Annotated in this window: 26 protein-coding genes; 16 read left to right on the top strand and 10 right to left on the bottom strand. The window is 74.2% G+C overall.

The genetic code is table 11. The features are described from left to right. Positions 1-63 precede the first annotated feature (63 nt). Positions 64-312, top strand: a complete 249-nt coding sequence (locus tag ACFFKU_RS05225) for a hypothetical protein (RefSeq protein WP_380136242.1) — start codon at positions 64-66, stop codon at positions 310-312. After that, positions 309-1,205: a CARDB domain-containing protein gene (locus tag ACFFKU_RS05220; protein WP_380136240.1), complete on the top strand. Its 897-nt coding sequence runs from the start codon at positions 309-311 to the stop codon at positions 1,203-1,205. Before ACFFKU_RS05225 ends, ACFFKU_RS05220 begins: the two co-directional genes overlap by 4 nt. A gap of 12 nt (positions 1,206-1,217) precedes the next feature. Here ACFFKU_RS05220 and ACFFKU_RS05215 read toward each other — a convergent pair whose 3' ends face one another. Further along, positions 1,218-2,306: a type IV pilus twitching motility protein PilT gene (locus ACFFKU_RS05215; protein ID WP_380136238.1), complete on the bottom strand. Its 1,089-nt coding sequence runs from the start codon at positions 2,304-2,306 to the stop codon at positions 1,218-1,220. Positions 2,307-2,433: 127 nt separating this feature from the next. Here ACFFKU_RS05215 and ACFFKU_RS05210 point away from each other — a divergent pair, with 127 nt between their 5' ends. The 5 genes from ACFFKU_RS05210 (at position 2,434) to ACFFKU_RS05190 (ending at position 6,123) form a co-directional block, all read left to right on the top strand. Next, a complete protein-coding gene (locus tag ACFFKU_RS05210; RefSeq protein ID WP_380136237.1) occupies positions 2,434-3,309 on the top strand; it encodes an ABC transporter ATP-binding protein in 876 nt (291 codons plus the stop codon). After that, positions 3,306-4,109 (top strand): ABC transporter permease, encoded by an 804-nt coding sequence (locus ACFFKU_RS05205; RefSeq protein ID WP_380136236.1) that lies wholly within the window; start codon positions 3,306-3,308, stop codon positions 4,107-4,109. Before ACFFKU_RS05210 ends, ACFFKU_RS05205 begins: the two co-directional genes overlap by 4 nt. Then, positions 4,106-5,320: a sensor histidine kinase gene (locus tag ACFFKU_RS05200; protein WP_380136235.1), complete on the top strand. Its 1,215-nt coding sequence runs from the start codon at positions 4,106-4,108 to the stop codon at positions 5,318-5,320. Before ACFFKU_RS05205 ends, ACFFKU_RS05200 begins: the two co-directional genes overlap by 4 nt. Then, positions 5,317-5,973, top strand: coding sequence for a response regulator (locus ACFFKU_RS05195; RefSeq protein WP_380136234.1), 657 nt, complete (start codon positions 5,317-5,319; stop codon positions 5,971-5,973). Before ACFFKU_RS05200 ends, ACFFKU_RS05195 begins: the two co-directional genes overlap by 4 nt. Positions 5,974-6,048: 75 nt before the next feature. Then, on the top strand, positions 6,049-6,123 hold the full coding sequence (locus tag ACFFKU_RS05190; RefSeq protein WP_099052597.1) for a 50S ribosomal protein bL37: 75 nt from the start codon (positions 6,049-6,051) through the stop codon (positions 6,121-6,123). 60 nt (positions 6,124-6,183) lie between these two features. Here the strand turns inward: ACFFKU_RS05190 and rsrA are convergent, their stop codons facing one another. The 3 genes from rsrA to ACFFKU_RS05175 all read right to left on the bottom strand — a co-directional run bounded on the left by rsrA (position 6,184) and on the right by ACFFKU_RS05175 (position 8,138). Continuing rightward, a complete protein-coding gene (gene rsrA / locus ACFFKU_RS05185; protein ID WP_380136232.1) occupies positions 6,184-6,486 on the bottom strand; it encodes a mycothiol system anti-sigma-R factor in 303 nt (100 codons plus the stop codon). Then, a complete protein-coding gene (locus ACFFKU_RS05180) occupies positions 6,483-7,118 on the bottom strand; it encodes a sigma-70 family RNA polymerase sigma factor (RefSeq protein ID WP_380136230.1) in 636 nt (211 codons plus the stop codon). Before ACFFKU_RS05180 ends, rsrA begins: the two co-directional genes overlap by 4 nt. A 150-nt stretch (positions 7,119-7,268) precedes the next feature. Next, positions 7,269-8,138, bottom strand: a complete 870-nt coding sequence (locus ACFFKU_RS05175; protein WP_380136229.1) for an SOS response-associated peptidase — start codon at positions 8,136-8,138, stop codon at positions 7,269-7,271. 61 nt (positions 8,139-8,199) lie between these two features. Here ACFFKU_RS05175 and ACFFKU_RS05170 point away from each other — a divergent pair, with 61 nt between their 5' ends. From ACFFKU_RS05170 to rsgA, 3 genes are read left to right on the top strand one after another with little or no spacing between them, the layout of a single operon-like run. Next, a complete protein-coding gene (locus ACFFKU_RS05170) occupies positions 8,200-8,763 on the top strand; it encodes a DoxX family protein (protein ID WP_380136228.1) in 564 nt (187 codons plus the stop codon). Positions 8,764-8,806: 43 nt separating this feature from the next. Beyond that, complete coding sequence (aroA, locus tag ACFFKU_RS05165; protein ID WP_380136227.1) at positions 8,807-10,150, top strand: 3-phosphoshikimate 1-carboxyvinyltransferase; 1,344 nt, start codon at positions 8,807-8,809, stop codon at positions 10,148-10,150. A 26-nt stretch (positions 10,151-10,176) separates the two neighbouring features. Further along, positions 10,177-11,244 (top strand): ribosome small subunit-dependent GTPase A, encoded by a 1,068-nt coding sequence (rsgA, locus tag ACFFKU_RS05160; RefSeq protein ID WP_380136226.1) that lies wholly within the window; start codon positions 10,177-10,179, stop codon positions 11,242-11,244. Here the strand turns inward: rsgA and ACFFKU_RS05155 are convergent. Further along, on the bottom strand, positions 11,223-11,861 hold the full coding sequence (locus tag ACFFKU_RS05155; RefSeq protein ID WP_380136224.1) for a vitamin K epoxide reductase family protein: 639 nt from the start codon (positions 11,859-11,861) through the stop codon (positions 11,223-11,225). The two genes, rsgA and ACFFKU_RS05155, sit on opposite strands and share 22 nt — an antisense overlap. 148 nt (positions 11,862-12,009) lie before the next feature. Here ACFFKU_RS05155 and hisN point away from each other — a divergent pair, with 148 nt between their 5' ends. The 4 genes from hisN (at position 12,010) to ACFFKU_RS05135 (ending at position 15,579) form a co-directional block, all read left to right on the top strand. Beyond that, positions 12,010-12,825 carry a histidinol-phosphatase gene (gene hisN, locus ACFFKU_RS05150; RefSeq protein WP_380136463.1) on the top strand — a complete coding sequence of 272 codons (816 nt, stop codon included), beginning with the start codon at positions 12,010-12,012 and terminating at the stop codon, positions 12,823-12,825. A gap of 14 nt (positions 12,826-12,839) precedes the next feature. Beyond that, positions 12,840-13,610, top strand: coding sequence for a CPBP family intramembrane glutamic endopeptidase (locus ACFFKU_RS05145; RefSeq protein ID WP_380136222.1), 771 nt, complete (start codon positions 12,840-12,842; stop codon positions 13,608-13,610). Positions 13,611-13,700: 90 nt separating this feature from the next. Continuing rightward, complete coding sequence (locus tag ACFFKU_RS05140; protein ID WP_380136220.1) at positions 13,701-14,816, top strand: mechanosensitive ion channel family protein; 1,116 nt, start codon at positions 13,701-13,703, stop codon at positions 14,814-14,816. A gap of 70 nt (positions 14,817-14,886) precedes the next feature. Then, entirely contained in the window at positions 14,887-15,579 is a 693-nt protein-coding gene (locus ACFFKU_RS05135; RefSeq protein ID WP_380136219.1) for a SemiSWEET family transporter, read from the top strand. 12 nt (positions 15,580-15,591) lie between these two features. Here ACFFKU_RS05135 and ACFFKU_RS05130 read toward each other — a convergent pair whose 3' ends face one another. Then, positions 15,592-16,974: a glucose-6-phosphate dehydrogenase gene (locus ACFFKU_RS05130; protein WP_380136462.1), complete on the bottom strand. Its 1,383-nt coding sequence runs from the start codon at positions 16,972-16,974 to the stop codon at positions 15,592-15,594. 265 nt (positions 16,975-17,239) lie between these two features. Between ACFFKU_RS05130 and ACFFKU_RS05125 the strand changes: the two genes are divergently transcribed. Next, positions 17,240-19,249 carry an anthranilate synthase family protein gene (locus tag ACFFKU_RS05125; RefSeq protein WP_380136218.1) on the top strand — a complete coding sequence of 670 codons (2,010 nt, stop codon included), beginning with the start codon at positions 17,240-17,242 and terminating at the stop codon, positions 19,247-19,249. A 19-nt stretch (positions 19,250-19,268) separates the two neighbouring features. Here ACFFKU_RS05125 and ACFFKU_RS05120 read toward each other — a convergent pair whose 3' ends face one another. Beyond that, positions 19,269-20,564, bottom strand: coding sequence for a Glu/Leu/Phe/Val family dehydrogenase (locus tag ACFFKU_RS05120; RefSeq protein WP_380136217.1), 1,296 nt, complete (start codon positions 20,562-20,564; stop codon positions 19,269-19,271). Positions 20,565-20,726: 162 nt separating this feature from the next. On the opposite strand from ACFFKU_RS05120, the gene ACFFKU_RS05115 reads away from it, so the two are divergent. After that, positions 20,727-21,638, top strand: coding sequence for a LysR family transcriptional regulator (locus tag ACFFKU_RS05115; RefSeq protein WP_380136216.1), 912 nt, complete (start codon positions 20,727-20,729; stop codon positions 21,636-21,638). A gap of 1 nt (position 21,639) precedes the next feature. Here ACFFKU_RS05115 and ACFFKU_RS05110 read toward each other — a convergent pair whose 3' ends face one another. Genes ACFFKU_RS05110 through ACFFKU_RS05100 form a run of 3 tightly spaced genes read right to left on the bottom strand, consistent with a single transcriptional unit; the run spans position 21,640 to position 24,784 of the window. After that, the gene (locus ACFFKU_RS05110; RefSeq protein WP_380136214.1) at positions 21,640-22,713 is read right to left on the bottom strand and encodes an SIS domain-containing protein; all 1,074 of its coding nucleotides are present in this window, start codon (positions 22,711-22,713) and stop codon (positions 21,640-21,642) included. Further along, positions 22,710-23,609, bottom strand: a complete 900-nt coding sequence (locus tag ACFFKU_RS05105) for a TIM barrel protein (protein WP_380136212.1) — start codon at positions 23,607-23,609, stop codon at positions 22,710-22,712. Before ACFFKU_RS05105 ends, ACFFKU_RS05110 begins: the two co-directional genes overlap by 4 nt. A gap of 50 nt (positions 23,610-23,659) precedes the next feature. Further along, on the bottom strand, positions 23,660-24,784 hold the full coding sequence (locus ACFFKU_RS05100; protein WP_380136211.1) for a Gfo/Idh/MocA family protein: 1,125 nt from the start codon (positions 24,782-24,784) through the stop codon (positions 23,660-23,662). Between the last annotated feature and the right edge of the window lie 4 nt (positions 24,785-24,788).

The following is a 24,788-nucleotide window of genomic DNA, read 5'->3' as shown; positions in this document are numbered from 1 at the left end:
TCTGGACGAACAGCGGCAGATCTGCCACTCGATCGGTCGCGGCGTGATCAGCACGCTGGAGTCATGACCCACGACGACCTCCTCGCCGCCCTGCTCCTCCTCCTCGTCCTGGCCCTCGGCCCGCTGGCCGCGCGCTGGGGGGCCGACACCCGGACCTCGCGGGCCTGGACCGACGGCACCGACGTCACCCGACCGGGCGCCCCCGACCGACCCGCCCGGAAACCCCTCCGGCTCCCGGCCCTGCGGTCTAGGCTGGCCGCGGCCGCCGCACGGAGCCGCGGCCGGGAATCGTGGTGGGGGGAAACACCGTGAAGAAGCAGATCAGTGCTGCCCTGGTGGCGGGGGGACTCGTGCTCGGGGCGGGCATCGGGGCGGGTGCGGCCAGCGCGGCCACCGCCCGTCCGGACCTCGTGGTCACGGCGGTCAAGTGGGCGCCGGTGGCGACGGTCGCCGGGCAGAAGGTGCGGTTCACCGCCACGGTGACCAATCGCGGTACCGCGGCCACACCGGCGGGCACCATCACCGGCGTCGGGTTCTCGGTCAACGGGAAACTCGTCACCTGGTCCGACACCGAGCGTTCCGCCATCGCCCCGGGCGAATCGCGGACGCTCACCGCGAACGGTGGACCGACCGGCGACGCGGCCTGGACCGCCACGTCCGGTCGGTCGAGCGTGACCGCCTTCGTGGACGACGCCAAGCGCATCACCGAGTCCACCGAGACGAACAACACCCTGTCGGCGACGGTCGACGTGGCCGCCGGGATCGCCGTGCGGCCCTCGGAGCTGGGTCTGCTCGTGGACCTGCCCGCCTCGAGCCGGGCGACCTTCCTGACGACGTCGTTGACCGGGGACGCCTACGCGGGCTGCGTCACCGACGCCGGGGCGGTGCTGGCCGGCAGCGAGCAGTTCCAGACGACGTACACCGTCGGGAACGACACCCCCACCCAGGGCAAGTGGCAGGACGGGCAGGACCGGATCGCCGCCGGGCAGACCCGGGTCCAGACCGACGTGAGTTTCTCGCTGCTGATGTACAGCAACCAGGGGCACTTCCCGTTCACCTGCCCCGCCGGCTCCACGGCCCAGTGGACGACGTTCGCCTCCACCTCGACCACGGCCACCCGCTGGCCCGGCGCAGACGGCACCGGGGGTGCGGCCCTGGCCCGGGTCTCCGTGCCGATCTCGACGGTGTTCCCGATCGCCCCCTGACCGGGGGCGGGATCAGCTGATGATGCCCTGACGACGCAGTTCCACCCCGAGGTCCTGCGGGTTGCTGGCCACCTCGACGGCGTCCTCCAGGGTCACCACCCCGTCGCGGATCAGGCTCACGAGGTGCTGGTCGAAGGTCTGCATCTCGTAGTACCCGCCCTCCTTGATGAGGTCGGTGATGGTCGAGGTCTTCTGCGGGTCGCTGATCGCGTCGGCGATCCGACCCGTGTTCACGCAGATCTCCATGACCACGCACCGCCCCTCGCCGTCGGCGCGCGGAACCAGCCGCTGGCAGACGATGCCGCGCAACGCACCGGCCAGCATGAGGCGGATCTGGTTCTGCTCGTGCGGGGGGAAGAAGTCGATGATGCGGCTGATGGTCTCGGCGGCATCGATGGTGTGCAGGGTCGACATCACGAAGTGACCCGTCTCGGCGGCCGACAGCGCCGCCTTGACCGTCTCCTGGTCGCGCATCTCCCCGACCAGGATGACGTCGGGGTCCTGCCGCATCGCGGCCCGCAGCGCGGTCGAGAAGTCGGCGGTGTCCAGCCGGACCTCGCGCTGGGAGATCATCGACATCTTGTCGCTGTGCAGGACCTCGATGGGGTCCTCGATGGTGACGATGTTCGACTCGCGGACCTGGTTGATGTGGTCGATCAGACCGGCCAGCGTGGTCGTCTTGCCCGATCCGGTCGGGCCGGTCACCAGCAGCAGCCCACGGTTCTCCAGCGCGAGGCGGTTCAGCACCGGCGGGACCCCGAGCGCGCTCAGCGGGATCGCCTGCGCGGCGACGCGACGCGCCACGATCCCGATCGACCCGCGCTGGCGGTAGGCGTTGACGCGGAAACGCCCACCGTTCATCGGCAGGCTGTAGGCGAAGTCGGCCTCGTGGGTGCGCTCGAACTCCTCGGCGAGGTCGGGCCGGATGATCTCGGCGAGCATCTGCCGCATGACGTCCGGCTTCAGGGGCGGGGCGTCGAGCTGCAGCAGCCGACCGTCGATCCGGACCCGCGGCGACGACCCGGCCTTGCAGTGCAGGTCGGACCCGCGCAGCTCCACGAGGGCGCGCAGGTAGGGGGCGAGGAGCGTCTCGGTCGCCACGCTGGCCAGGGTCACCCTGCTGGCATCGACCCCGTTCCGCCCCGACTTGAGCCTCCACCGGTCGGTGGACACCGGAATCCACCGGCGTCCTCTGCCGGGACAGGGCTCCAGACGGCAGGCTCGTCCCATGAGCAGTGACCCCGGGAACGCCCCCGCCGTCGTCGTGCGCGACCTGCACAAGCACTACGGACCCCGCCGGGCCGTGGACGGCATCTCCTTCGAGGTGCCGACCGGCCAGGTGTTCGCCCTGCTCGGCCCGAACGGGGCCGGGAAGTCGACCACCGTCGAGGTGCTGGAGGGCTACCGGGCCCGCACGTCCGGGGAGGTGGTCGTGCTCGGGACCGACCCCGGACGACCGACCCCCGCGTGGCGCAGCCGGATCGGGATCGTCGCGCAGTCGACCAAGGACCTCACCGACCTGACCGTGCTGGAGGTGCTGCAGCAGTTCGCGGCCTTCTACCCCGACCCCCGCCCCCCCGAGGCGGTCGTCGACCTCGTCGGGCTGGCCGACGACGCCCGGACCCGCGCGGGAGCCCTCTCGGGCGGTCGACGGCGCCGGCTCGACGTGGCGCTCGGGATCATCGGCGACCCGGACCTGCTCTTCCTCGACGAGCCGACCACCGGGTTCGACCCCGAGGCCCGTCGCGAGTTCTGGACCCTGGTGCAACGGCTGGCCGCGGAGGGGACGACGATCCTGCTCACCACCCACTACCTGGACGAGGTGGAGGTGCTGGCCGACGCACTGGCGGTGATCGACCACGGCCGCATCGTCGCCACCGGCACGCCGGCCACCCTCGCGGGCCGCGACACCGCCCCCGCCACCGTCCGCTGGCGCGACCCCGACCGCGGTTGGCGCAGCGAGCGCACCGCGGAACCGGCCGCGTTCGTGGCCCGGCTGCACGCCGGGGGCGGCGAGCCGGACGGTCTCACCGTGCACCGCCCCACCCTGGAGGACACCTACCTGGAGCTGCTGCGCACCCCGGCCGCGGAGGTGACGCGATGAGCACCCCCCGTGCCGTGCTCTCCGCCACCCGGGCCCGGACCGTCGTGGAGCTGAAGGAACTCTCCCGGTCCTGGGACGCCCTCGTCTTCAACGTCTTCTTCCCGGTGATCTTCCTGTTCATCTTCGGCTCGGTGTTCGGCGACGACATCGCCCCGGGGGTGAGTTTCACCCAGTACTTCACCGCGGGCATGGCGGCCTCCGGGGTGCTGCTGGTCAGTTTCCAGAGCCTGGCCATCTCGATCGCCGTGGAACGGGACGACGGCCTGCTCAAACGCCTGCAGGGCACCCCGATGCCGCCCGTGGCGTACTTCCTGGGCAAGGTCGGGCTGGTCGTCGTGAGCGGCCTGGTCCAACTGGCCGTCCTGCTCACCGCGGCGCACCTGCTCTTCGACGTGACGCTGCCCGCCGGCCCCCGGCAGTGGTTCACGCTGGCGTGGGTCGCGGTGCTCGGTGCCACCGCCGGCACGCTGCTGGGGATCGCCTACTCCAGCATCCCGCGCACCGGACGCTCGGCGAGCGCCGTCGTCGCCCCGGTGGTGCTGGTGCTGCAGTTCATCTCGGGGGTGTTCTTCGTGTTCAGCCAGCTGCCCGGCTGGATGCAGGACGTGGCCTCGGTGTTCCCCCTGAAGTGGATGGCCGAGGGGTTCCGGGCGGCCCTGCTGCCGGAGTCGATGGCCGCCGCCGAACCGTCGGGGAGCTGGCAGCTGGGCCTGGTCGCGCTGGTCCTGCTGGGCTGGACGGTTCTCGGGCTCGTGCTGTGCCGCACCACCTTCCGGTGGCGCCGGCGCGGGGACCGATGACGTTCTGGGAGCGCAGCCGGATCGGCTGGCACGCCGCCTGGTACGGGGTGCTGCTGATCACCGCGGTCGCCGTCGTCGTCCTGCAGGGATTCTCCGGGTCCGGGGTGCTGGCCGTGGCGGTCCTGGCTGCGGCGGCCGGCTGGTACGCGCTGCTCGGGGTGCGACTGCTGGCGGAGGACCGACCGGGCCCCACGTCCGTGGCCCGCTACGCCGCCTACACCGGGGGCATCACGGGGTGCCTGCTCGGGGTGTCCCTGCTGGTCGGTCCGGGTGTGGCGCTGCCGATGCTGTTCGTGTTCTTCCCGCAGGCCTGGGCGATGGTGGACCATCGGGGGCCCGCGACGGTCGTGGTGGTCCTGTCCCCCGCGGTGCTCGCGCTGGGTCAGATCGCCCACCAGGGGTGGGCCCGCACGAGCGTGGTGGACGCCCTGGTGACCGCGTTCCTGCAGTCGGCCGCCGCGATCGTGCTGGGATGGTGGATCACCGGGCTCACCCGGGAGAGCGAGGAACGGGCCGCGCTGGTCGCGGAGCTGACCGCGGCGCGGGAGCACCTCGCCGAGGCCGAGCACGCCCGAGGCGTGCTGGCCGAGCGTGAACGCCTCGCCGGTGAGATCCACGACACCCTGGCCCAGGGGTTCACCAGCATCGTGGCCCTCACCCAGGCCGCCGACGCGGCGCTCGGCACCGACCCCGGCCTGGCGCGGCAGCGGTTGGCCCTGATCGAGTCCACGGCCCGGGCCAACCTCGCCGAGGCGCGGGCGATCGTGGCCGCGATGGTCCCCCCGGAACTGCACGGGACCGGTCCCGGTCCGGCCCGCCTGGCGGGGGCGCTGGACCGGTTGGCCGCGCGCAGCAGCGCCGAGGACGGTCTGACCGTCGCGTTCGAGGCGCCCCCGGTGCTGCCGCCGTTGCGGTCGGAGGCCGAGGTCGTCCTGCTCCGCGCCGCCCAGGAGGGGGTGACCAACGCCCGGCGCCACGGCCGCGCCGGGCGGGTCGTGCTGGCCCTCGCGGTGGACGTCGAGGGCGTGGAGCTCACGGTGACCGACGACGGGTGCGGCCTGGGCCCGGAGGGGGCGGCCGGGCCCCGGGCCGGGTACGGCCTGGCGGCGATGGCGGCCCGGGCCGGTCAGGTCGGTGGGTCGGCCGAGCTGGGCCCCCGCACCGACGGGACTGGCGCGGGATGCGTCCTGCGGGTCAGGGTGCCCTCGTGAGCGCGGTGCGAGCGGGGTCGTCGGGGTTGCGTCTCCTCGTCGTCGACGACCACCCGGTGGTGCGGGCGGGGATCGTGGCGCTGCTGTCGGCCGAGACCGACCTGGAGGTGGTGGCCGAGCTGGACGACGGAGCCGCGGTGCCCGACGCCTTCGACCGCCTCGCCCCCGACCTCGTCCTGATGGACCTGCGGATGCCCGGGGTCGACGGGGTCGAGGCGACCACGCGGTTGCGGGCCCGCCACCCCGGGGCCCGGGTGCTGGTGCTGACCACCTACGACACCGACGCCGACATCCTGCGGGCCGTCGAGGCCGGGGCGACGGGATACCTGCTCAAGGACGCGCCCCGGGCGGACCTGAGCGACGCGGTCCGTCGGGCCGCGCGCGGGGAGACGGTGCTGGCCCCGCCGGTCGCGGCCCGGTTGCTGACCCGGCTCCGCGCGCCCGCGGCGGAACGGCTGACCGCGCGCGAGACCGAGGTGCTGGCGGCGGTGGCGCGGGGTCTGAGCAACGCCGGCGTCGCGGCCGAGCTCTTCATCGGCGAGGCCACGGTCAAGAGCCACCTGCTGCGGGTGTTCGCCAAGCTCGGCGTGGACGACCGGACGGCGGCCGTGACGGTGGCGATGAGCCGCGGTCTGCTGCCTCCGCCCGTGTAGGGAGACGGGGTGAGGAGACGGGCCCGGGCCGTGGGACCATGGACGCCGAGTCCAACCCCTCGAGAGGAGAACCCCATGAGCAAGCGAGGCCGCAAGCGCCGCTCGCGCAAGGGCAACGCCGCCAACCACGGCAAGCGTCCCAACGCCTGAGCCTGCGCAGCAGACGCGAGGAAGCCCCGGACCGGTCACGGTCCGGGGCTTCCTCTCGTCTCAGCCGAGGGTGGTCCGGACCTCGGTGATCTGCAGCAGGATGCGGGCCCGCAACGTGGTCGGGGCCTCCTCGCACGGGCACCCCGAGCGGATCACCCGTTTGAGCTCCTCGTCCTCGGCCAGCTGCACCACGCACGAGGCGCACTCGAGGAGGTGGGCCCGGACCGCGTCGCAGTCGAGGTCGGCCATCTCGCCGTCGAGGAACTCGAAGGCGCGGTCGAGCACCTCGCGGCAGTGGGCGCGGCGGGCCTCGGTCAGGGGTTGGCCCGCGTCGTCACCGAGGGCCGGTTCGGCGGCGCTCACGAGGCACCTCCGCGGACGGTCTCGGCGTCGGCGGGACGGGCCCCGCTCACCCCGCGCTCCACGGCGTAGTCGCGCAGCAGGTCGCGCAGCTGTCGTCGCCCCCGGTGCAGGCGGGACATCACGGTGCCGATCGGCGTGCCCATGATCTCCGCGATCTCCTTGTAGGCGAACCCCTCGACGTCGGCGAGGTACACCGCCATCCGGAAGTCCTCCGGCACCTGCTGCAGCGCCCGCTTCACGTCGGTGTCGGGCAGGTGGTCGAGCGCCTCGGTCTCGGCCGAGCGCAGCCCGGTGGAGGTGTGCGACTCCGCCCGGTGCAGCTGCCAGTCCTCGATCTCCTCCGCGTGAGACTGCTGCGGCTGCCGCTGCTTCTTGCGGTAGGTGTTGATGTAGGTGTTCGTCAGGATCCGGTAGAGCCACGCCTTGAGGTTGGTCCCGGGGGCGTACTGGTGGAACGCGGCGTACGCCTTCGCGAACGCGTCCTGGACGAGGTCCTCGGCGTCGGCCGGGTTGCGGGTCATCCGCAGGGCCGCGGAGTACAGCTGGTCGAGGAAGGGCAGCGCGTCGCGCTCGAAACGCTCGGTGCGCTCGGTGGCGGTCTCCTCGGGAGCCCGCGAGGTCTCGTCGGTCATCGCGGGCGAGCCTAGTCGTCTCACCTGGACCTCGCCCGAGCGCGATCTGAGGATCAGCACCTGCGGACGGGGCGCACGGACCGGTGCGTCGAGGAGTTCGAGCATGCCTGTCCGAACCGCGGACCGGGGGCCTTCATTCCGACCGCGCCCTCAGGCGGAGGTGCCGAGCAGCTCCCCCGTGCGCAGGTCGACGGCCCCGTCCAGCTCCGCGGGCGGCGCCGGGTCGAGGAGACCGTCGTCGGCGACCCGGACGTTGCCGACCCGGCGCGGGACGGGATGGGCGTCCAGCAGCGGCCCGCCCGTCGCTTCGGCCGAGAACAGGTCCCGCGGCAGGGCGGCGAGCAGCGCCTCGACGTCCTCGCGCTCTCCCAGGGACGGGTCCAGCCAGGCGTCGCGCAGGTCCCGGGGCACCACGAGCGGCATCCGCTCGTGCAGGCGGTCGAGTCCCGGTTCGGCGGCCGTGGTGACGACGGCGAAGGTGACCCACCAACGGGCCGGGTCGTCGTCGGGTCGGGCCGGGTCGCGCCAGAACTCGTAGACGCCGCCCAGGGACAGCACCGAACCGTCCGTGGCCCGCACCGCGAAGGGCTGCTTGCGGGGCTTGCCGCCCTCGACCACCGTGGGGCTGACCTGCCACTCGTACCAGGCGTCCACCGGGACCAGGCAGCGCCGCGTGAGCGCGGCCTTGGCGAAGGCGGGCTTGGTCAGCAGCGACTCGGCCCGGGCGTTGATCATCCGGGCGGCGCCCTTCGTCGCCTCCCCCGCGTCCTTCGTCCAGCTCGGCACGAGACCCCAGCGCAGGGCCCGCAGCTGACGGGTCGGCGGGGCGTCCTCGACGGTCCCGTCGCGGCCCCGGGGCACCCGTTCCAGCACCACCGGCGGGGTGGTGGTGGGCGCCACGTTGGTCGAGCGCGTGGCCCCGGCCGCGAGCGCGTCGCGCGCCGCCGCGTCCATCGGGTCCACCTCGAACTCGGTGACCAGGTCGTCGATGTCGCGCCGCAGCGCATACCGTCCGCACACGCGCCCCACCCTGCCAGCCCCCGCCGGTGCGCGCGGGCCCCGGATGCGGTAGGCAATCCCCATGACCGTTGTGCGCCGACTGGCCCGTCCGATGCTCGCCGGGATCTTCGTGAAGACCGGGATCGACCAGATCCGTCACGCCGGCGACCTGGCCCCGTCGGCCGAACCGCTGGCCGGGGCCGTCTCCGGCCCCCTGCACCTGCCCAACGACCCGGTGCTCATCGTCCGCCTGAACGGCCTGGCCATGGCCGGGGCCGGGGTGCTGTTCGCCCTCGGCCGTGCGCCCCGGGTCAGCGCCGCCGTCCTGGCCGCCACCAGCGCGCCGGTCGCCTACCTGAGCCACCCCTTCTGGGCCGAGAAGGACCGGGAGGTGCGCAAGGAGGTCATGGGCGACTTCCTCAAGGACGTCGCGCTGCTGGGTGCGGCCCTGCTGGCCGCGGTCGACACGGCCGGCAAGCCCGGTCTCGCCTGGCGCAGCGGGCGCGCCGCGCGCGACGCGTCCCGCGTCGCCAAGCACGCCGTGCGCGAGGTCGAGCGGGCCGCCTCGCTCGCCGCCCGCGAGGCCGGCCACGTCGCCGACTCCGGTCGCAAGGACCTCCAGCTCGCGGCGGCCCGGCTCACCTGAGCCGGATGTCGGTGATGTCGGGGGCGACTGTCAGGATTGGGCCGTGAGCAGTTCGACGGCCTCTTCCGACCCCTCCCATCCCGCCCCGGGCGCCCTGCTGGACCCGTGGCCCGCCCCGGTGGCCGACGGCCCTCTCGCGGCCACGGTCACGGTGCCCGGCTCCAAGTCGCTGACCAACCGTTACCTGGTGGTCGGCGCGCTGGCCGAGACGGACTCCCTGCTCCGCGCACCGTTGGACTCCCGCGACACGCGGCTGATGGTCGGGGCGCTGCGCGAGCTCGGGACCGTGGTGGACGAGATCGTGCTCGACGACGAGCCGGCCTGGGTCGTGCGCCCGCAGCCGCTGCGCGGCGGAGGGCGGGTCGACTGCGGTCTGGCCGGCACCGTCATGCGCTTCCTGCCCCCGGTCGCCGCCCTGGCCGACTCTCCCGTCCTGTTCGACGGTGACGCCCGGGCCCGCGAACGCCCGATGGCCGCGCTGATCGGGGCGCTGCGCGACCTCGGCGCCGAGGTCGCCGACGAGGGTCGGGGCCTGCTCCCCTTCACCGTCGCCGCCCCCCCGGGGGGCCTGCGCGGGGGCACGGTCCGGATCGACGCCTCCGGTTCCAGCCAGTTCGTCTCCGCGCTGCTGCTCGTCGGCGCGCGGTGCCCGGAGGGCCTGACCGTGGTCCACGACGGTCCTCCGCTGCCCAGCGAGCCGCACGTGCAGATGACGGTCGAGGTGCTGCGCGACTGCGGGGTCGTCGTCGACGACACCGTCCCCGGCACCTGGAGCGTCGAGCCCGGGGAGATCCGTTCCCTGGACGTGACGGTCGAACCGGACCTGTCCAACGCCGGCCCGTTCCTGGCCGCGGCCGCCGTCTGCGGCGGCAGCGTCACCGTCCCGCACTGGCCGCAGTCGACGACCCAGGCCGGGGACCTGCTGCGCGACGTGCTGGACCGGATGGGGGCCGAGGTCAGCCTGGACCGCGAGGGGCTGACCGTCACCGGGACCGGGGAGCTCTACGGCCTCGACCTCGACCTGCACGAGGCCGGGGAGCTGGCCCCCGTGATCACCGCGCTGGCCGCGCTCGCCGAGTCGCCGACCCGGTTGCGCGGGATCGCGCACCTGCGCGGGCACGAGACCGACCGGCTCGCCGCGCTCTCGACCGAGCTGAACCGGTTGGGCGGCAAGGTGAAGGAGAAGAAGGACGGTCTCCTCATCACCCCCGCGCCGCTGCACGCGGGGACGGTCGAGACCTACCACGACCACCGGATGGCGACGGCCGCCGCCGTCCTCGGTCTCCGGGTGCCGGGCATCCGCATCCGCGACGTCGCCACCACCCGCAAGACGCTCGCCGACTTCCCGGGGCTGTGGACGGGGATGCTCCGAGGCGCCCAGCGGTGACGCGGCGGTGACGCGGTGGTGACCGGATGACCCCGGGCCGGCGCTACGACGAGGACGACGTCCGCATCCGCCCCAACCGGCGCGGCTCGCGTCCCCGGACCAAGGAACGTCCGCGGCACGCCGACGCCGTCCCCGCCCGCGTGGTCGTCGTCGACCGCGGCCGCAGCACCTGCCTGGTCGAGGGGACCGACGGGGGCCACCTGGTCACCGCGATGCGGGCCCGCGAGCTGGGCCGCACCGGGGTCGTGGTGGGTGACGAGGTCGCCCTGGTCGGGGACACCTCCGGGCGGGCGGACACCCTGGCCCGGATCGTGCGCATCGACGAGCGCCGGACCGTGCTGCGGCGCACCGCCGACGACACCGACCCGGTCGAACGCGTCGTCGTGGCCAACGCCGACCAGCTCGTGGTCGTCGCCGCCGTCGCCGACCCCGAACCGCGGGCCCGCCTGGTGGACCGGTTCCTGGTGGCGGCCTACGACGCGGGGATGGACCCGCTGCTCTGTTTGACCAAGGGTGACCTGCGCGACGCGCGCGAGGTCCTCTCCACCTGGGCCCCCCTGGGTCTGGACGCGGTGGTCACGTCGCGCGGCGAGGGCGGGATCGTCGGGCTGGACGCCGTCCGCGAGCGCCTGCACGGGCGGACCAGCGTCCTGGTCGGGCACTCCGGGGTGGGCAAGTCCACGCTGGTGAACGCCCTCGTCCCCGACGCCGACCGGGCCACCGGCTCGGTGAACGCCGTGACCGGTCGGGGGCGGCACACCTCCACCTCGATGGCCGCCATGCTGCTGCCCGACGGCGGCTGGATCATCGACACCCCGGGGATCCGGTCCTTCGGCCTGGCCCACGTGGACCCGGAGCGGGTCCTCGGTGCCTTCGCCGACCTGCGCGACGGCGAGCAGGAGTGCCCCCGCGGGTGCACCCACGACGAGGAGGAGTGCGCCCTGGACGCGTGGGTCGCGGCCGGGCGGGCCGGCAGCGCCGGGCCGGAACGGCTCGCCTCGCTGCGCCGGCTGCTGGCCACGCTGCGCGGCGAGCGCGAGCCCGACATGCAGCGCGGCCGCGACCGCGAGGATCAGAGCAGCCCGCTCCAGTAGGACCAGAACCGGACGCCGATCATCGCGACCACGGCGACGTAGCTGAGGACCGTCAGCAGGACGCGGAACTCCACGACCGCGCGGGCGACCGGCGCCAGGGTCTCGGGCACCGGCAGGACCCGGCGGTCCAGGGCGTCGGCGAGCGCGGTCCAGAACGTCGCGATCATCACCGCCCAGACGACCATGCAGTAGGGGCACAGCGCCCCGATCTCGTACAAGGACTGCGTGATCAGCCACCCGATGAAGACCGTGCCCAGGGTGATCCCGACCAGGTGACCGAGCTCCACCGACCGCGGCAGCCGCACCCCGGCGAGCAGCAGCACCCCGAGCGTCGTCGACACCGCGAACGCGGCGATGCCGATGAGGGGGTTGGGGAAACCGAACAGCGCCGCCTGCGGGGTCGCCATCACCGAACCGCAGGAGAGCACCGGGTTGATGCTGCAGCTCGGGACGTAGGAGGGGTTCTCGGCCAGCTTGAAGCGCTCGACGGTGAGCACGAACGCGGCCACGAACCCGACGAGCCCGCCGACGCTCAGCAACCAGGCCCGGGCCCGCTGCGACACCGGAAGGGCCGACAGCCCCTCGGTCCCCGGCCCACGGATCTCCGTGGCGGCCATCCTCACCCTCCTCCCCGGGCGGCACCCCGCCGCCCGCACCAGCATCCTCGGCACACCTGGACGTTCCCTGCAGGCCCCGGGGCGGGTCACGGCCGTCCCGGGCGGGCGCACCGGTAGGTTCGCGCGCGTGACTCCCAGCGCCGCGGGCCTGCAGACCCCGTCCTCCGCCCGTCCACGGTACGACGACGACCTGCGCCTGGCGCACGTCATCGCCGACCAGGTCGACGGGGTCACGACCGACCGGTTCAAGGCCCTGGACCTCACCGTCGAGGCCAAGCCCGACCTCACCCCGGTCACCGACGCCGACCGCCGGGCCGAGGAGCTCATCCGCGGCCAGCTCAAGCGCACCCGCCCCCGCGACGCCGTCCTCGGCGAGGAGTTCGGGCTGGTCGGGCACAGCGCGCGGCAGTGGGTCGTCGACCCCATCGACGGCACCAAGAACTTCGTCCGGGGCGTCCCCGTGTGGGCCACCCTCATCGCGCTGCTCGACGAGGGGGAACCCGTCGTGGGGCTCGTCTCCGCCCCCGCCCTCGGACGACGCTGGTGGGCGGCCCAGGGTTCCGGCGCCTGGACCGGGCGCAGCCTCTCCTCGGCCACCCGCATCTCGGTGTCCAGCGTGGCCGACCCCGCCGACGCGTCGTTCTCCTACGCCTCGATGGACGGCTGGGAGGCCGCGGGCAAGCTGGAGGACTTCCTGGCCCTCACCCGGCAGGTGTGGCGCACCCGCGCCTACGGCGACTTCTGGTCCTACATGCTGCTGGCCGAGGGGGCCGTCGACCTCGCCGCCGAACCCGAGCTCGCCCTCTACGACATGGCCGCCCTGGTGCCGATCGTCACCGAGGCCGGGGGCCGGTTCACCGACCGCACCGGCACTCCCGGGCCGCACGGCGGCAACGCCGTGGCCAGCAACGGTCTGCTGCACGACTTCGCGCTCAGCCACCTCGGGGAATCCCCAGCCGCGTAGGGCAGGCTCGCAGGGTGCCCGTCGTCACCGACCGCCGCGAACGCCGGCTCATCGTCTGGGAGCTCGTCGCCGTCTTCGGCGTGTCCCTGGGGATGAGCGGGGTGCGCGCCCTCATCCGGTTCCTCGGCCTCCTCACCGCCCCGCAGGCCCTGAACGCCCAGACGTCCGTCGTGCTGGGCAGCTACGCCCCCGACCGGCCGTGGCTCGACCTCTCCCTGCAGCTGGCCGGGATCGTCTCCGGGCTCATGCCGGTCGTGCTCGTCGGCTACCTGCTCGTGCGCGGCGGGGAGTCCTTCGCCACCATCGGGGTCGACTTCCGCCGGTTCGGGCGCAACGTGGCCGCAGGTCTCGGGATCGCCGCCGCCATCGGCGGGGCCGGGCTGCTGTTCTACCTCGCCTCCCGCGCCCTCGGCCTCAACACCAACGTCGCCGCCTCGACCCTCGGCGACGTCTGGTGGGCGGTGCCGGTGCAGGTCCTGGTCGCGGCCGAGAACGGCATCCTCGAGGAGGTGCTCGTCGCCGGGTTCCTGCTGCACCGGTTGCGGCAGCTGGGCGTCCACGACGCGGCGGCGCTCGCCGTCAGTTCGCTGCTGCGCGGCTCCTACCACCTCTACCAGGGCCTCGGCGGGTTCCTGGGCAACGTGATCATGGGGGTGATCTTCGGGCGCATCTTCCAGCGGACCGGCCGCACGATGCCCCTGATCGTGGCGCACACGGCGATCGACGTCGTCGCCTTCGTCGGATACGCGGCCCTGGCCGGGAAGGTGTCCTGGCTCCCCGGCTGATCCCGGGATGAGTCCGTCGGTGATCTCCTCTACGGTGGCCGGGTCCGCAGGACGTCGATGTCCACCGTCTCGACCTCCCTGAGGAGCTCCGTGCCTCTCCTGTCCCTCACCGACGTGTTCACCCTGCCCACGATCAGCCAGTCGGTCTGGCTCACCCTGGCCGTCGCCGCGGTCGCCGCCCTCGTCGCGGTCACCGCCGGTGAGGTCGTCGCCCTCGTGCTGCGCCGGCTCGGCACCCGGCACGCCATCCTCGCCACGCTGGGCCGACGGGCGCGCCGACCGCTCGCGCTGCTGCTGGCGACCGGGGCCGTGGTCGCCGCGCTGGACGTCTACACCCAGGTGGCGCCCTGGCGCGCCCCCACCCTCGCGGTGCTCAAGCTGTTCCTGGTGGCCGCGATCGCCTGGCTGGCCGTGGTCGCCGCCAACGTCGTGCAGGACGTGGTGCTGCTGCGCTACCGCACCGACATGCTGGACAACCGGCGCAACCGGCAGCGGCGCACCCAGGTCGGGCTGGTCAAGCGCATCGTCGTCGTCGCGATCGTCGTGGTCGCCGCCGCCCTCATGCTGCTGACCGTGCCCGGGGCCGAGGGGGTCGGGACGAGCGTCCTGGCCTCGGCGGGCCTGCTGTCGGTCGTCGCCGGGCTCGCGGCCCAGACCTCGCTGGCCAACGTCTTCGCCGGCCTGCAGATCGCCTTCACCGACGGCCTGCGGGTCGACGACGTCGTCGTCGTCGAGGGCGAGTGGGGGACGATCGAGGACGTCACGCTCACCTACGTCGTGGTGAAGGTGTGGGACAGCCGGCGGTTGATCCTGCCCTCGACCTACTTCACGACCACCCCGTTCGAGAACTGGACCCGGACCTCCGACGACCTGCTCGGCACGGTCGAGGTGGACGTGGACTGGAACGTGCCGCTGGAGGACCTGCGGACCCACCTCGACGGGTTCGTGCGGGCGCACCCGTTGTGGAACCAGCAGGGTTTCGCCGTCCAGGTCACCGACGCCGTGACCGGACTCGTCCGCGTGCGGGTCCTGGTCAGCGCCGACGGCGGGCCGAAACTGTTCGACCTGCGCTGCGCGGTCCGCGAGGAGCTCGTGCGTTGGTTGCAGGTCGAGGCCCCCCAGGCGCAACCCCGCGTCCGCGTGCAGCAGGGCGCCGGATTCTCGTTGCCGCAGCAGGCGAACGGTGCCGCCGACCGGGTGAGGTGACGCAGGTCTCACCCCGGGCTCGTCATGGCCGGCTCAAGCAGGGCGGGGCCCACGGCCGACACAGGACCACGTGCTCGTACCTGCTCCGCTGGCCCTGCTCGCCCCCTTCGTCCCCACCCTCGGCCTGGTCGCCGCCGGGCTCGGCATCGTGACCGGGGTCCCCCAGGTCGTGCGGCTGCTGCGCACCCCCGACGCCAGCGGGTTGTCCTACCCCTCGGCCGTCCTCGGGGTGCTGTCGTCCTCGGGCTGGCTGCTCTACGGGCTGCAACTGCTCGACCCGGCCCAGCTCGTCGCCAACGTCCCCGGACTGCTCTGCGCCCTGGCCACCCTCGTGCTCATCGCCCGCCGCCTGGGCCTGCGCCTCGCCCCGGCCGCCCTGGCGGCGGCCGCCTGGGCCGGGGTGCTGACGGCCGCCACCCTGCTGGGCGGGCCCGTCCTGGTCGGGATCGCGGCGACCGTGGTGTCGCTGGTGAAGATGCTCCCGCAGGTCCTCGTCGTGCTCAGCCGGACCCCGCTGCACGGTCTGGCGCCCGGCACCTTCGCCCTGACCCAGCTCTCCGCCACGCTCTGGTCGGTCTACGGGGCGGCCACGGCGCAGACGTCGGTGACCGTCTGCTCCGTCATCAGCCTGCTGCTGGCCACGGTGGTGCTGTCCCGCCGCTGCCCGCCCCTGGTCGTGGTGCGGGCGCTGCACGAGGGCCGGTGGGGGACGCCGGGCCGACTGCTCGTCGCCCCGGTCGCCCCCCTGGTCCTCGCCGCCTGAGCGGAGGTCGGCTCAGCGCAGGAACCACGCCCCGGGCGCGGCCAGCTCGTCGACCGCCGCGGGCCCCCAGGTGCCGGGGGCGTAGCCCTGGACGGGCGGGCGGTTCTCGGAGAACTCCTGCACCGCGGTCCAGGCGGCCCGCAGGCCCTCGACCCCGGTGAACAACGACCGGTTCCCGGTCAGGACGTGCTCGATCAGGTGGACGTAGGGCAGCGCGGCGCGCCCGGAGTCGAGCCCGTCCAGGGGGGCGGTCGCGGTCGTCAGCGACGTCCCGCCCTCGACCCCCGGGGTCCGGACGACCAGCCGGACGTCGATCGCCCCGCCCTCGAGCAACGAGAAACTCACCGCGGCCGGTTCGGACGGGAGTTCCGCCCCCTCCGCGTACGGCCCCTCGGAGGCACCCCTGAGCACGAGTGTGACGCGCTGCTCGTCGGCCGCCATCTTCTTGCCGCTGCGCAGCAGGAACGGCACGTCGCGCCAGCGGTCGTCGTCGATCCAGAGCCGGACGGCGGCCAGCGTGTCCGTGGTCGAGTCGCCGGGGACGGACTCGATGTCGAGGTAACCCTCGAACTGCCCGAGGACCACCTCGGCCGGGTCGAGCGGACGGAAACGTTGCAGCGCAGCGTCACGGGCGGCCTGGACGGTCTCCGGGGCGAGGTCGGCGGGCGGCTGCAGGGCCACCGTCGCCGCCATCTGGAAGAGGTGGGTGACGATCATGTCGAGGAACGCGCCCGTCGCGTCGTAGAACTCCGCCCGCTGGGCCACGTCCAACGTCTCGGCCACGTCGACCTGCACCTGGGCGACGTGCTCGCGGTTCCAGATGCCGGCCAGCCAGGGGTTCGCCAGACGCGCGTGCAGGACGTTCTGCATCGCCTCGAACGCGAGGAAGTGGTCGATCCGGTAGACCTGGTCCTCGGAGAAGACGCGCTTGACCTCGGTCTCCAGCTCCTCGAACGTCGCCAGCGAGGTCCCGTAGGGCTTCTCGTAGACGACCCGGGACCCCTCGGCCAGACCGTGGGCGTCGAGGGCCTTGGTGTAGTCCAGGAACGCGGTCGGCGGGATCGCCAGGTAGTGCACGAGCTGGGCGTCCTCGGCCCCCTCGGCGGCCAGGGCGTCGCGGGCCTGCTTCAGCACCTCGGGCAGGTCGCCCGCGCTCTCCTCGCTCATCCCGCCCCCGGCCGAGAGCAGACGGGCCGCGAACTCCTCGAACGGACCGTCCCCGGGCCGGGGACCGAACTCCTCCAGGGCGTCGCGCACGTGCTCGACCAGGTCGAGGGCGTCCCCGCGCACCTCCCCCACGAGCCGCCAGTGCTCCGGCAGCAGGTCGCGCCGGGCGAGTTCGAAGAAGGCGGGCAGGACGAGACGGCGGGCCAGGTCGCCGGAGACGCCGTACATGACGAAGATCGTGGGACGGGTGTTCGCTGTGGTTCCGGTCACGCCGGTCAGGCTATGTCCCGGGCCGAGGGGCCGCCGGGTATGGTGCTCAACTGTGCAGCCCACCGCGTCCCGCCGACCCGCCCCGTGCGGGTTCCGTGGTGCGTGGTGGTGGGTGCCGGCGACCGCCTGACACCCACGTCCCGGGTGGTCGCCTCGTCGAGGAGGACCGACCCCCGGTGCACCCTCGACGGCTCCGCCCCCACCCGTCCGTCGAGGAGATCCGATGAGCCAGCCAGACCAGCCCGCCGCCCGGCCGCGGGACCCCGAGCAGGTGGTCGCCGACCTCCTCGCCCCCGGGGCACCGCCGTTCGCGCTGCTGCGGCGCATCGATCCCCGCACCGGCGCACCCGGCCCGGTCGAGGTGCTGACCGGCCCGGTGAGCGTCGTGGAGGACCTGGCCGACATCCCCCTCCCCTCCGGTCCGGTCACCGGCCCGGGGACCGGGTCGGGGACCGGGGGTCGCGACGTGCTCGCCCTGGTCCCGTTCCGGCAGTTGCGGGAACGGGGGTTCGAGGTCCACGACGACGGCACCCCCCTGATGGTCCTGAGCATCGAGTCGGTGACCGAGCTGGCGGTCGAGGACGCCGTGCGGGTCCTGCCCGACGCCGAGGTCGCGCTGCGCGACGTGGCCCCCGACCTGTCCGACGACGACTACGCCGCGGTCGTGCGCCGCATCATCGACACCGAGATCGCCGAGGGTTCCGGGGCGAACTTCGTGATCCGCCGCGACGTCGACGCGGTGCTGGACGGTTTCACCCCCGCGACCGCGCTCAGCCTGTTCCGCCGGTTGCTGGTCGCCGAGCAGGGTGCCTACTGGACGTTCGTCGTCCACACCGGCACCGCAGCCGACGGGACCCCGGGGCGCACCCTGGTCGGCGCCTCCCCGGAGGTGCACGTGCGGATGGCCCGCGGCGAGGTGGTCATGAACCCGATCTCCGGTACCTACCGCTACCCCGCCGGTGGCCCCGACGTCGACGGCCTCGTGGAGTTCCTCACCGACCCCAAGGAGGTCGAGGAACTCTTCATGGTCGTGGACGAGGAACTGAAGATGATGTGCGCCGTCGGCGACCTCGGCGGGACGGTGCACGGGCCCTACCTGCGGGAGATGGCCAACCTCGCCCACACCGAGTTCGAACTGCGCGGGCAGTCGACCCTGGACTCCCGGGAGGTGCTGCGGCAGACCATGTTCGCGGCCACCGTCACCGGGTCGCCGTTGCAGAGCGCGTGCCGGGTGATCCGCCGCTTCGAACCCTCGGGCCGCGCCTACTACGCGGGCGCCCTGGCTCTGCTGGGGCGCGACGAGGACGGGACGCAGACGCTGGACTCCCCCATCCTCATCCGCACCGCCGACATCCGTCCCGAGCCCGCGGGCGCCCGGGTCCGGGTCTCGGTCGGGGCGACCCTCGTGCGGGGTTCCACGCCCGAGGGCGAGGTCGCCGAGACCCACGCCAAGGCGGCCGGGGTGCTGCGCGCGCTCGGGGCCCTGCCCGCCCGGGCCGGCGGGGGCGGGGCGGGGGCGGCCGGTCCCTCGCGGCGCGTCCCGATGATCGCCGACCCCCGGGTGGCGACGTTGCTGGCCGGTCGCCGCGACCGGCTGGCCCGGTTCTGGCTGGAGCCGCAGAACCCCTCCGGGGCGGCGCTGGGCGAGGCCCTGGTCGTCGACTCCGAGGACACGTTCACGCAGATGCTGGCCCACCTGCTGGCCTCGGCGGGGTTGCGGGCCCGGGTCCTGCGCTACGACGACCCGAGCCTGGACGCCGAGCTCGACGCCCACCGCGGGCTGGTCGTGCTGGGCCCCGGCCCGGGCGACCCCGAGGACGCCGGGGACGCCCGGATCGCCCGGCTGCAGGGCATCGCCCGCCGCGTGTCGGCGGCGGCCCGCGGCGGCGGGAACCCCGCGCTCGGCGTGTGCCTGGGCCACCAGCTGCTGTGCGGCACCCTGGGGTTGCCGCTGCGGAAGAAGGACGCCCCGTTCCAGGGGGCCCAGCTCGACGTGGACGTGTTCGGCACCTCGGCCACCGTCGGGTTCTACAACTCCTTCAGCGCCCGCGTGGACGACGCCCGGGCCGCCGAGCTGGCCGCGCAGGGGGTCGAGGTCAGCCGGGACGGCGAGGAGGTCGTCGCCCTGCGCGGCAGCGGGTTCGCCGGGGTCCAGTTCCACCCCGAGTCGGTGCTGACCCTGGCCGGGCCGGAGATCGTCCGGGCGGTGGTGACCCCCCTGCTCCCGTCGTGAGCGCGGCCCGGCCGGACGGTCAGGGGTAGAGGCCCCGCTGGGTGTGGGCGTCGGCGACGCGGCGCACGGCCAGGCTGGTCGCCGCGGCGCGCAGCGTCAGGTCGTGCTCGAGGGATTCGGTCAGGACGCCCTCCCACGCCTGCCGCATCCGCAGCGCCAGCCGGGCCTCGACCTCGTCCTCGCTCCACCAGTAGGCCTGGGTGGCCTGGACCCACTCGAAGTAGGACACGGTCACCCCGCCGGCGTTGGCCAGGATGTCGGGGACGACGAGGGTGCCGCGAGCGGCGAGGACACGGTCGGCCTCGGTGGTGGTGGGGCCGTTGGCGCCCTCCACCACGAGCCGGGCCCGCACCTCACCGGCGTTGCCGGCGTGCAGGACCCCTTCCACCGCCGCCGGGACCAGCAGGTCGACGTCGGCGGTGAGGACGTCGGCGTTGTCGATCGCGGTGGCGAAACCCACCACCGAACCGTGCCGGTCGACGTGGCGTTCCAGCGCGGGGACGTCGAGACCGCGCGGGTCGGCCACCCCGCCGTACTGGTCGCTCACGGCGAGGACCCGGACCCCGCCCTCGGCCAGGAACCGGGCGGTCCCCCGACCGACCTTGCCGAAACCCTGGACCGCGGCGGTGGCCCGGCCGGCCTCGATGCCGAGGTGCTCCAGCGCCGCGAGGGCGACGTGGACGACCCCGCGCGACGTGGCCGACGCACGACCCAGCGACCCGCCGAGCGCGAGGGGTTTGCCGGTCACCACCCCGAGGACGGTGTGCCCGCGGCTGACGGAGTAGGTGTCCATCATCCAGGCCATGGTCTGCTCGTCGGTCCCGATGTCGGGGGCCGGGATGTCCTGCGCCTGACCTATGAGCGGGGCGATCTCGGAGGTGTAGCGGCGGGTGACCCGTTCCAGCTCGGCGGTCGAGTAGTTCCGCGGGTCGATCACGACCCCGCCCTTGGCCCCGCCGTAGGGGACGTCCAGCAGCGCGCACTTCCAGGTCATCCACATGGCCAGCGCCCGCACCTCGTCGAGGTCGACGTGCGGGGAGAACCGTACGCCGCCCTTGGCCGGTCCCCGGGAGTAGTTGTGCTGCACGCGGTGCCCGGTGATGACCTCGGTGCTGCCGTCGTCGCGGCGCAGCGGGATGCTGACGGTCAGCTCCCGGCGCGGCTGGGCCAGCAGGTCGTACATCCCGGCCGCGAGACCCAGGTGCCGGCAGGCCTCGGCGAGCTGGGTGCGGGCCTCGACCAGCGGGCCCCCCGTCGGTGCCGTCGGTGCCGTCGTGGTCGGCGTGGTCGGTGCCGTCTCGACGAGAGCGGTCATGTCGGGCTGTCTCCTGTCACGGTCGTCGCGGCCGACCTCGGCGTCGGCCATCCCCCGCGAGCAGTCTCCGCACCGGGAGGCCATGCCGTCCAATACTCATCCGGCATCCGAACCATGCCCAGGACGCATATGCGGGGAGCCTGCGCCGCTACGCTCGGGCGGGTGGAGCTGCGCACCGTCACCGCGTTCGTGACCGTGGTCGAGGCGGGCGGGGTGACCGCGGCGGCCGACCTGCTCCGCGTCGCGCAGCCCGCGCTGTCCCGGCAGGTGCGCCAGCTGGAGCGCGACCTCGGCGTCACGCTGTTCGACCGGACCGGGGGGCGGCTCACCCTGACCGCGGCCGGGCACCGCCTGCTGCCGGTGGCCCGCGACCTCGTGGCCACCGCCTCGGCGTTCCGGGTGGCCGGGCAGATCATCGCCGAGGGGCGCCTCGCCGCCGTGACGATCGCCGCCCCCACCACGACCCTGTCCGACGTGGTCGCCCCGTTCATCGCCACGCTGCGACCGGAGGACCCGATCCCGTCGGTCTTCACCTCCGACGAGCTCAGCGCGGTCGAGGCGTTGCGTCGCGGCGCCGACATCGCGGTCACCCACCGCCGCCCGCCCGGATCGACGACCGGCCCGGCGCTGGCCGCGATCCCGCTCAGCGTGGCCCCGGTGTGGGCCTACGTGCCCCCCGGGCACCGATGGGTCGGACGTCGCTCGGTCGACCTGGCCGACCTGTTCGAGGACCCCGTGGTCACCCTGCCGACCTACATCACCGCGCGGCAGGCGCTGGACGCCGCCGCGGACCGACGGGGTCTGTCCCCCGCCGCGCTCGTCGAGGCCGGGACGGGTGTCGTGGCCCAGGCCCTGGCCGCCGCCGGGCGGGGCGCCGCGGTCGTGTCCGACGACCCGCGGTTCGGGTTGCGACCGCTGGCGATCCGGACCGGGGCGGGCACCGACGAGATCCTGGAGGTGCACCTCTACGCGGTGTGCAACCCCCACCATCCCGCCGGCGCCGCCCTGGTACGACTGGCCGAACGGCTGCGGGACTACGTCCGGGAGCGCTACCCCACCCCCGTCCCGCGCTGAGTCAGCGGGTCTCGGTGACCTTGCGCAGACCGCGCGGGGCGTCCGGGTCGAGTCCGCGGGCCAGCGCCATCTCGATGGCGAGCCGTTGCAGCGGAACGATCTGCACGATCGGGGCCAGGTCCTCGGGCAGCCCCGTGGGGACGTCGAGACGCACGTCGGCCTCCGGGGCCAACCCGGCCGGAGCGACGGCGCAGACGTCGGCACCGCGCTCGCGCAGCGCGCTCAGCACGGGTTTCATCGCCTCCCCGCCCGGACCCTCGGGGACCACCGCGACGACCGGGCGGTCGGCGTCGACCATCGCCAGCGGACCGTGCATGAGATCGGCCGCGGAGAACGCCATCGCCGACAGGTAGGAGGTCTCCATGAGTTTCAGGGCGGCCTCGCGCGCCGTCGGGTAGGAGTACCCGCGGCCGGTGAGGACGAGCCGGTCGACGAAGCGGTAGCGCGAGGCGATCGGCGCGACGTCGTCGGACCCGACGGCCCGGGCGAGGAACTCCGGCAGCCCGGCGGCCGCGTCGAGCGGTCGCCCGGCGAGCTCGGAGACGAACAGCCACAGCGTCAGGAGCTGGGCGGTGTAGCTCTTCGTCGCGGCCACGGCGAGCTCCGGCCCGGCCAGCACGTCCAGGTGGTGCTCGGCCGCCGCCGCCAGGGGCGAGGCGGGGTTGTTGGTGACCGCGAGCGTGCGCGCCCCGGCGGCCCGGGCCGCCGCGGTGGACTCGACCAGGTCCGGGGACCCGCCCGACTGGCTGATGCTGATCCAGAGGACGCCGGAGAGGTCCGGGCGCGCGCCGTAGACCGTCATGGTCGACGTCGAGGTCAGACCGACCGGCAGGCCGAGCCCGATCTCGATGAGGTACTTGGCGTACAGGGCCGCGTGGTCGCTCGTCCCGCGCGCGGTCAGCAGGACCATCCGCGGGCGGTCGGCGCGCACCAGGGCGGCGATCCGGGCGAGCTCGCCGCCGGCGGCGGCGAGGATGCGCGCGGCGACCTCGGGCTGCTCGGCGATCTCGGACCGGACCAGGTGGCCCGGGGGACGGGTCGTCGCCTCGTCGGGGGTGGGGCTGGCGGTGCTCACGGCAGGACTCCTAGCAGGGTGTCGAGGTTGTCTCGTTGCGCTGCACCGAATTCGGCGAGCTGAGGGGCACCGGTGGGGACGACGTCCTGCTCGACGACGTACCACCCGGCGTACCCGCGGCGGTCCAGGGCGCGCAGCACCCCGGACAGGTCGACGTCGCCCGCGCCGAGGGGGACGTTGGCCTCGCCCCACCAGGACCGCAGCGCGACGGGGCCAGCGGCCCGGGCCTGCGCGAGGACGTCGAGGCGCACGTCCTTGACGTGGACGTGGTTGATCCGCGCGCCCCACCGGGTGACGGCGGCCACCGGGTCGGTCCCGGCGAGCAACGCGTGACCGGTGTCGAGGGTGACCGAGAGGGAGGTGGTCGCCAGAAGTCGGTCCACCTCGCGCTCCGATTCCACGAACGTGCCGAGGTGGGGGTGGAACGACGTGGTCAGCCCGTGGTCGGCGACGATCCCCATCGCCTCGCCCAGCGCGCGCACGGCCCCCCGCCACTGCTCGGCGTCGAGCCCCGAGGACTCGTCGGCGGGGTCGCGCGGGCCGTCCAGACCGGGCGCGCCGTCGTCGGCCAGCACGATCGGCGCGTCGGGCAGGGCGCCACCGGGACCCACCGACAACTGCGCGTCCACGACCGCCCGCAGGGTGCGGCAGGCGCGTTCCAGGTCGGTCCGGGCGTCACGGGAGAGCATCCCCTCGACCGTGGGCAGACCGACGTAGACGCCCGCCGGGGCCAGCCCCGCGGCGACGAAGAGTTCCGCCGTGCGCTCGGGGTCGCCCAGGTACCCCGTGGGGCCGAGCTCGCTGCCGTCGTAACCGGCGCCCGCGAGTTCCCCGAGGACCGCGCGGCCGTCCCCGTCGACCGGGCCGAGGTGCGGCCCCCACACCCCGAAACTCACCGGCGCACCGGCGACCGGTCGGGGGGTTCGTTCGCGGCCCTGCCGACGCATCACGACCGACCCCGCAGGTGGGCCAGGATCCCCTGCAGCGCAACGAGGTCCGTGGCGGCACCGGCCGCGGTGGCGTCGGGGTGGACGTCCCCGGTGCGCACGGCCGCGACGAAACTCTCGAGCTGACGCTGGAACGCACCGTCGGCGTCGAACCGGACCTCCCGGGCCCCGCCGCCCGAGGCGCTGAGCACGGTCAGCCGGCTGGGGGTGTCGAGGACGTAGGGCGGGGCCATCCGCAGCTCGACCTCACCGGCCGTCCCGGTCAGCCGGACGGTCTCGGTGTAACCGGGGAACTCCGGCAACCAGGCCCAGTCGAGGATGCAGCGCACGTCGGGTGCCGGGGAGGCGGTGACGAGCAGGGTCGGCGGGGCGGTCCCGTCCCAGGCCAGCAGCTCGGCGTGGTCGGGGCGGTCGGGCAGGCCGAGGCCGAGGGCGCGCAGCACCGACAGCTCGTGGACGACCGAACCGCACAGCACCGAGCGGAACAACCGGCGCCACGGCGCGTCCGCCTCCGCGGACTCCCCCGCGCCGACCGCCGCGAGCACCGTGTCGAGGGCCGCGGCCTCCCCCGCCTCGGCCGCCTCGACCACCGGCCGCGCCGACTCCGGCAGCGGTCCGGGCGGGGCCAGCCGGAGGTGGGCGAGCTGCGGGGCGTCGAGGGGGTGGCGCACCGAGACCTGCACGAGGCGCAGCTCGCCGATCTCGGCCAGGGCGGCCCGCGCGGCGACGACCGCGCCGTCGTGGACCTTCATGTACCCGACCTGCAGCACGCGTCCCGCGGCCACCGCGGCCGCCTCGGCGGCGACCACCTCGGGCAACGACAGGGCCAACGGCTTCTCGGCCAGCACGTGCTTGCCCGCGCGCAGGGCGGCGACGGCCAGTTCCGCGTGGCGCCCCGGGGTGGCGACGAGGACGGCGTCCACGTCGGGGGCCTGCAGCAGCTCCTCGGTGTTGAGCGCGCGCGCACCGTAGGCCGCCGCCAGTTCGCCGGCCCGGACCGGGTCCAGGTCGGCGACCGCGACGAGCCTGACGTCGGCGCTGCGGGCCACCAGCGGCAGGTGGACCGCCCGGCTGATCGTGCCGAGGCCGAGGATGCCCAGACGGAGGGGTGACTGCTGGCTCATGACG

The sequence above is a fragment of the Kineococcus gynurae genome, from assembly GCF_042433995.1.
Taxonomy (GTDB): Bacteria; Actinomycetota; Actinomycetes; order Actinomycetales; family Kineococcaceae; genus Kineococcus; species Kineococcus gynurae.
The sequence above is the reverse complement of the archived record's forward strand: the minus strand, read 5'-3'. Positions and strand labels throughout refer to the sequence as shown.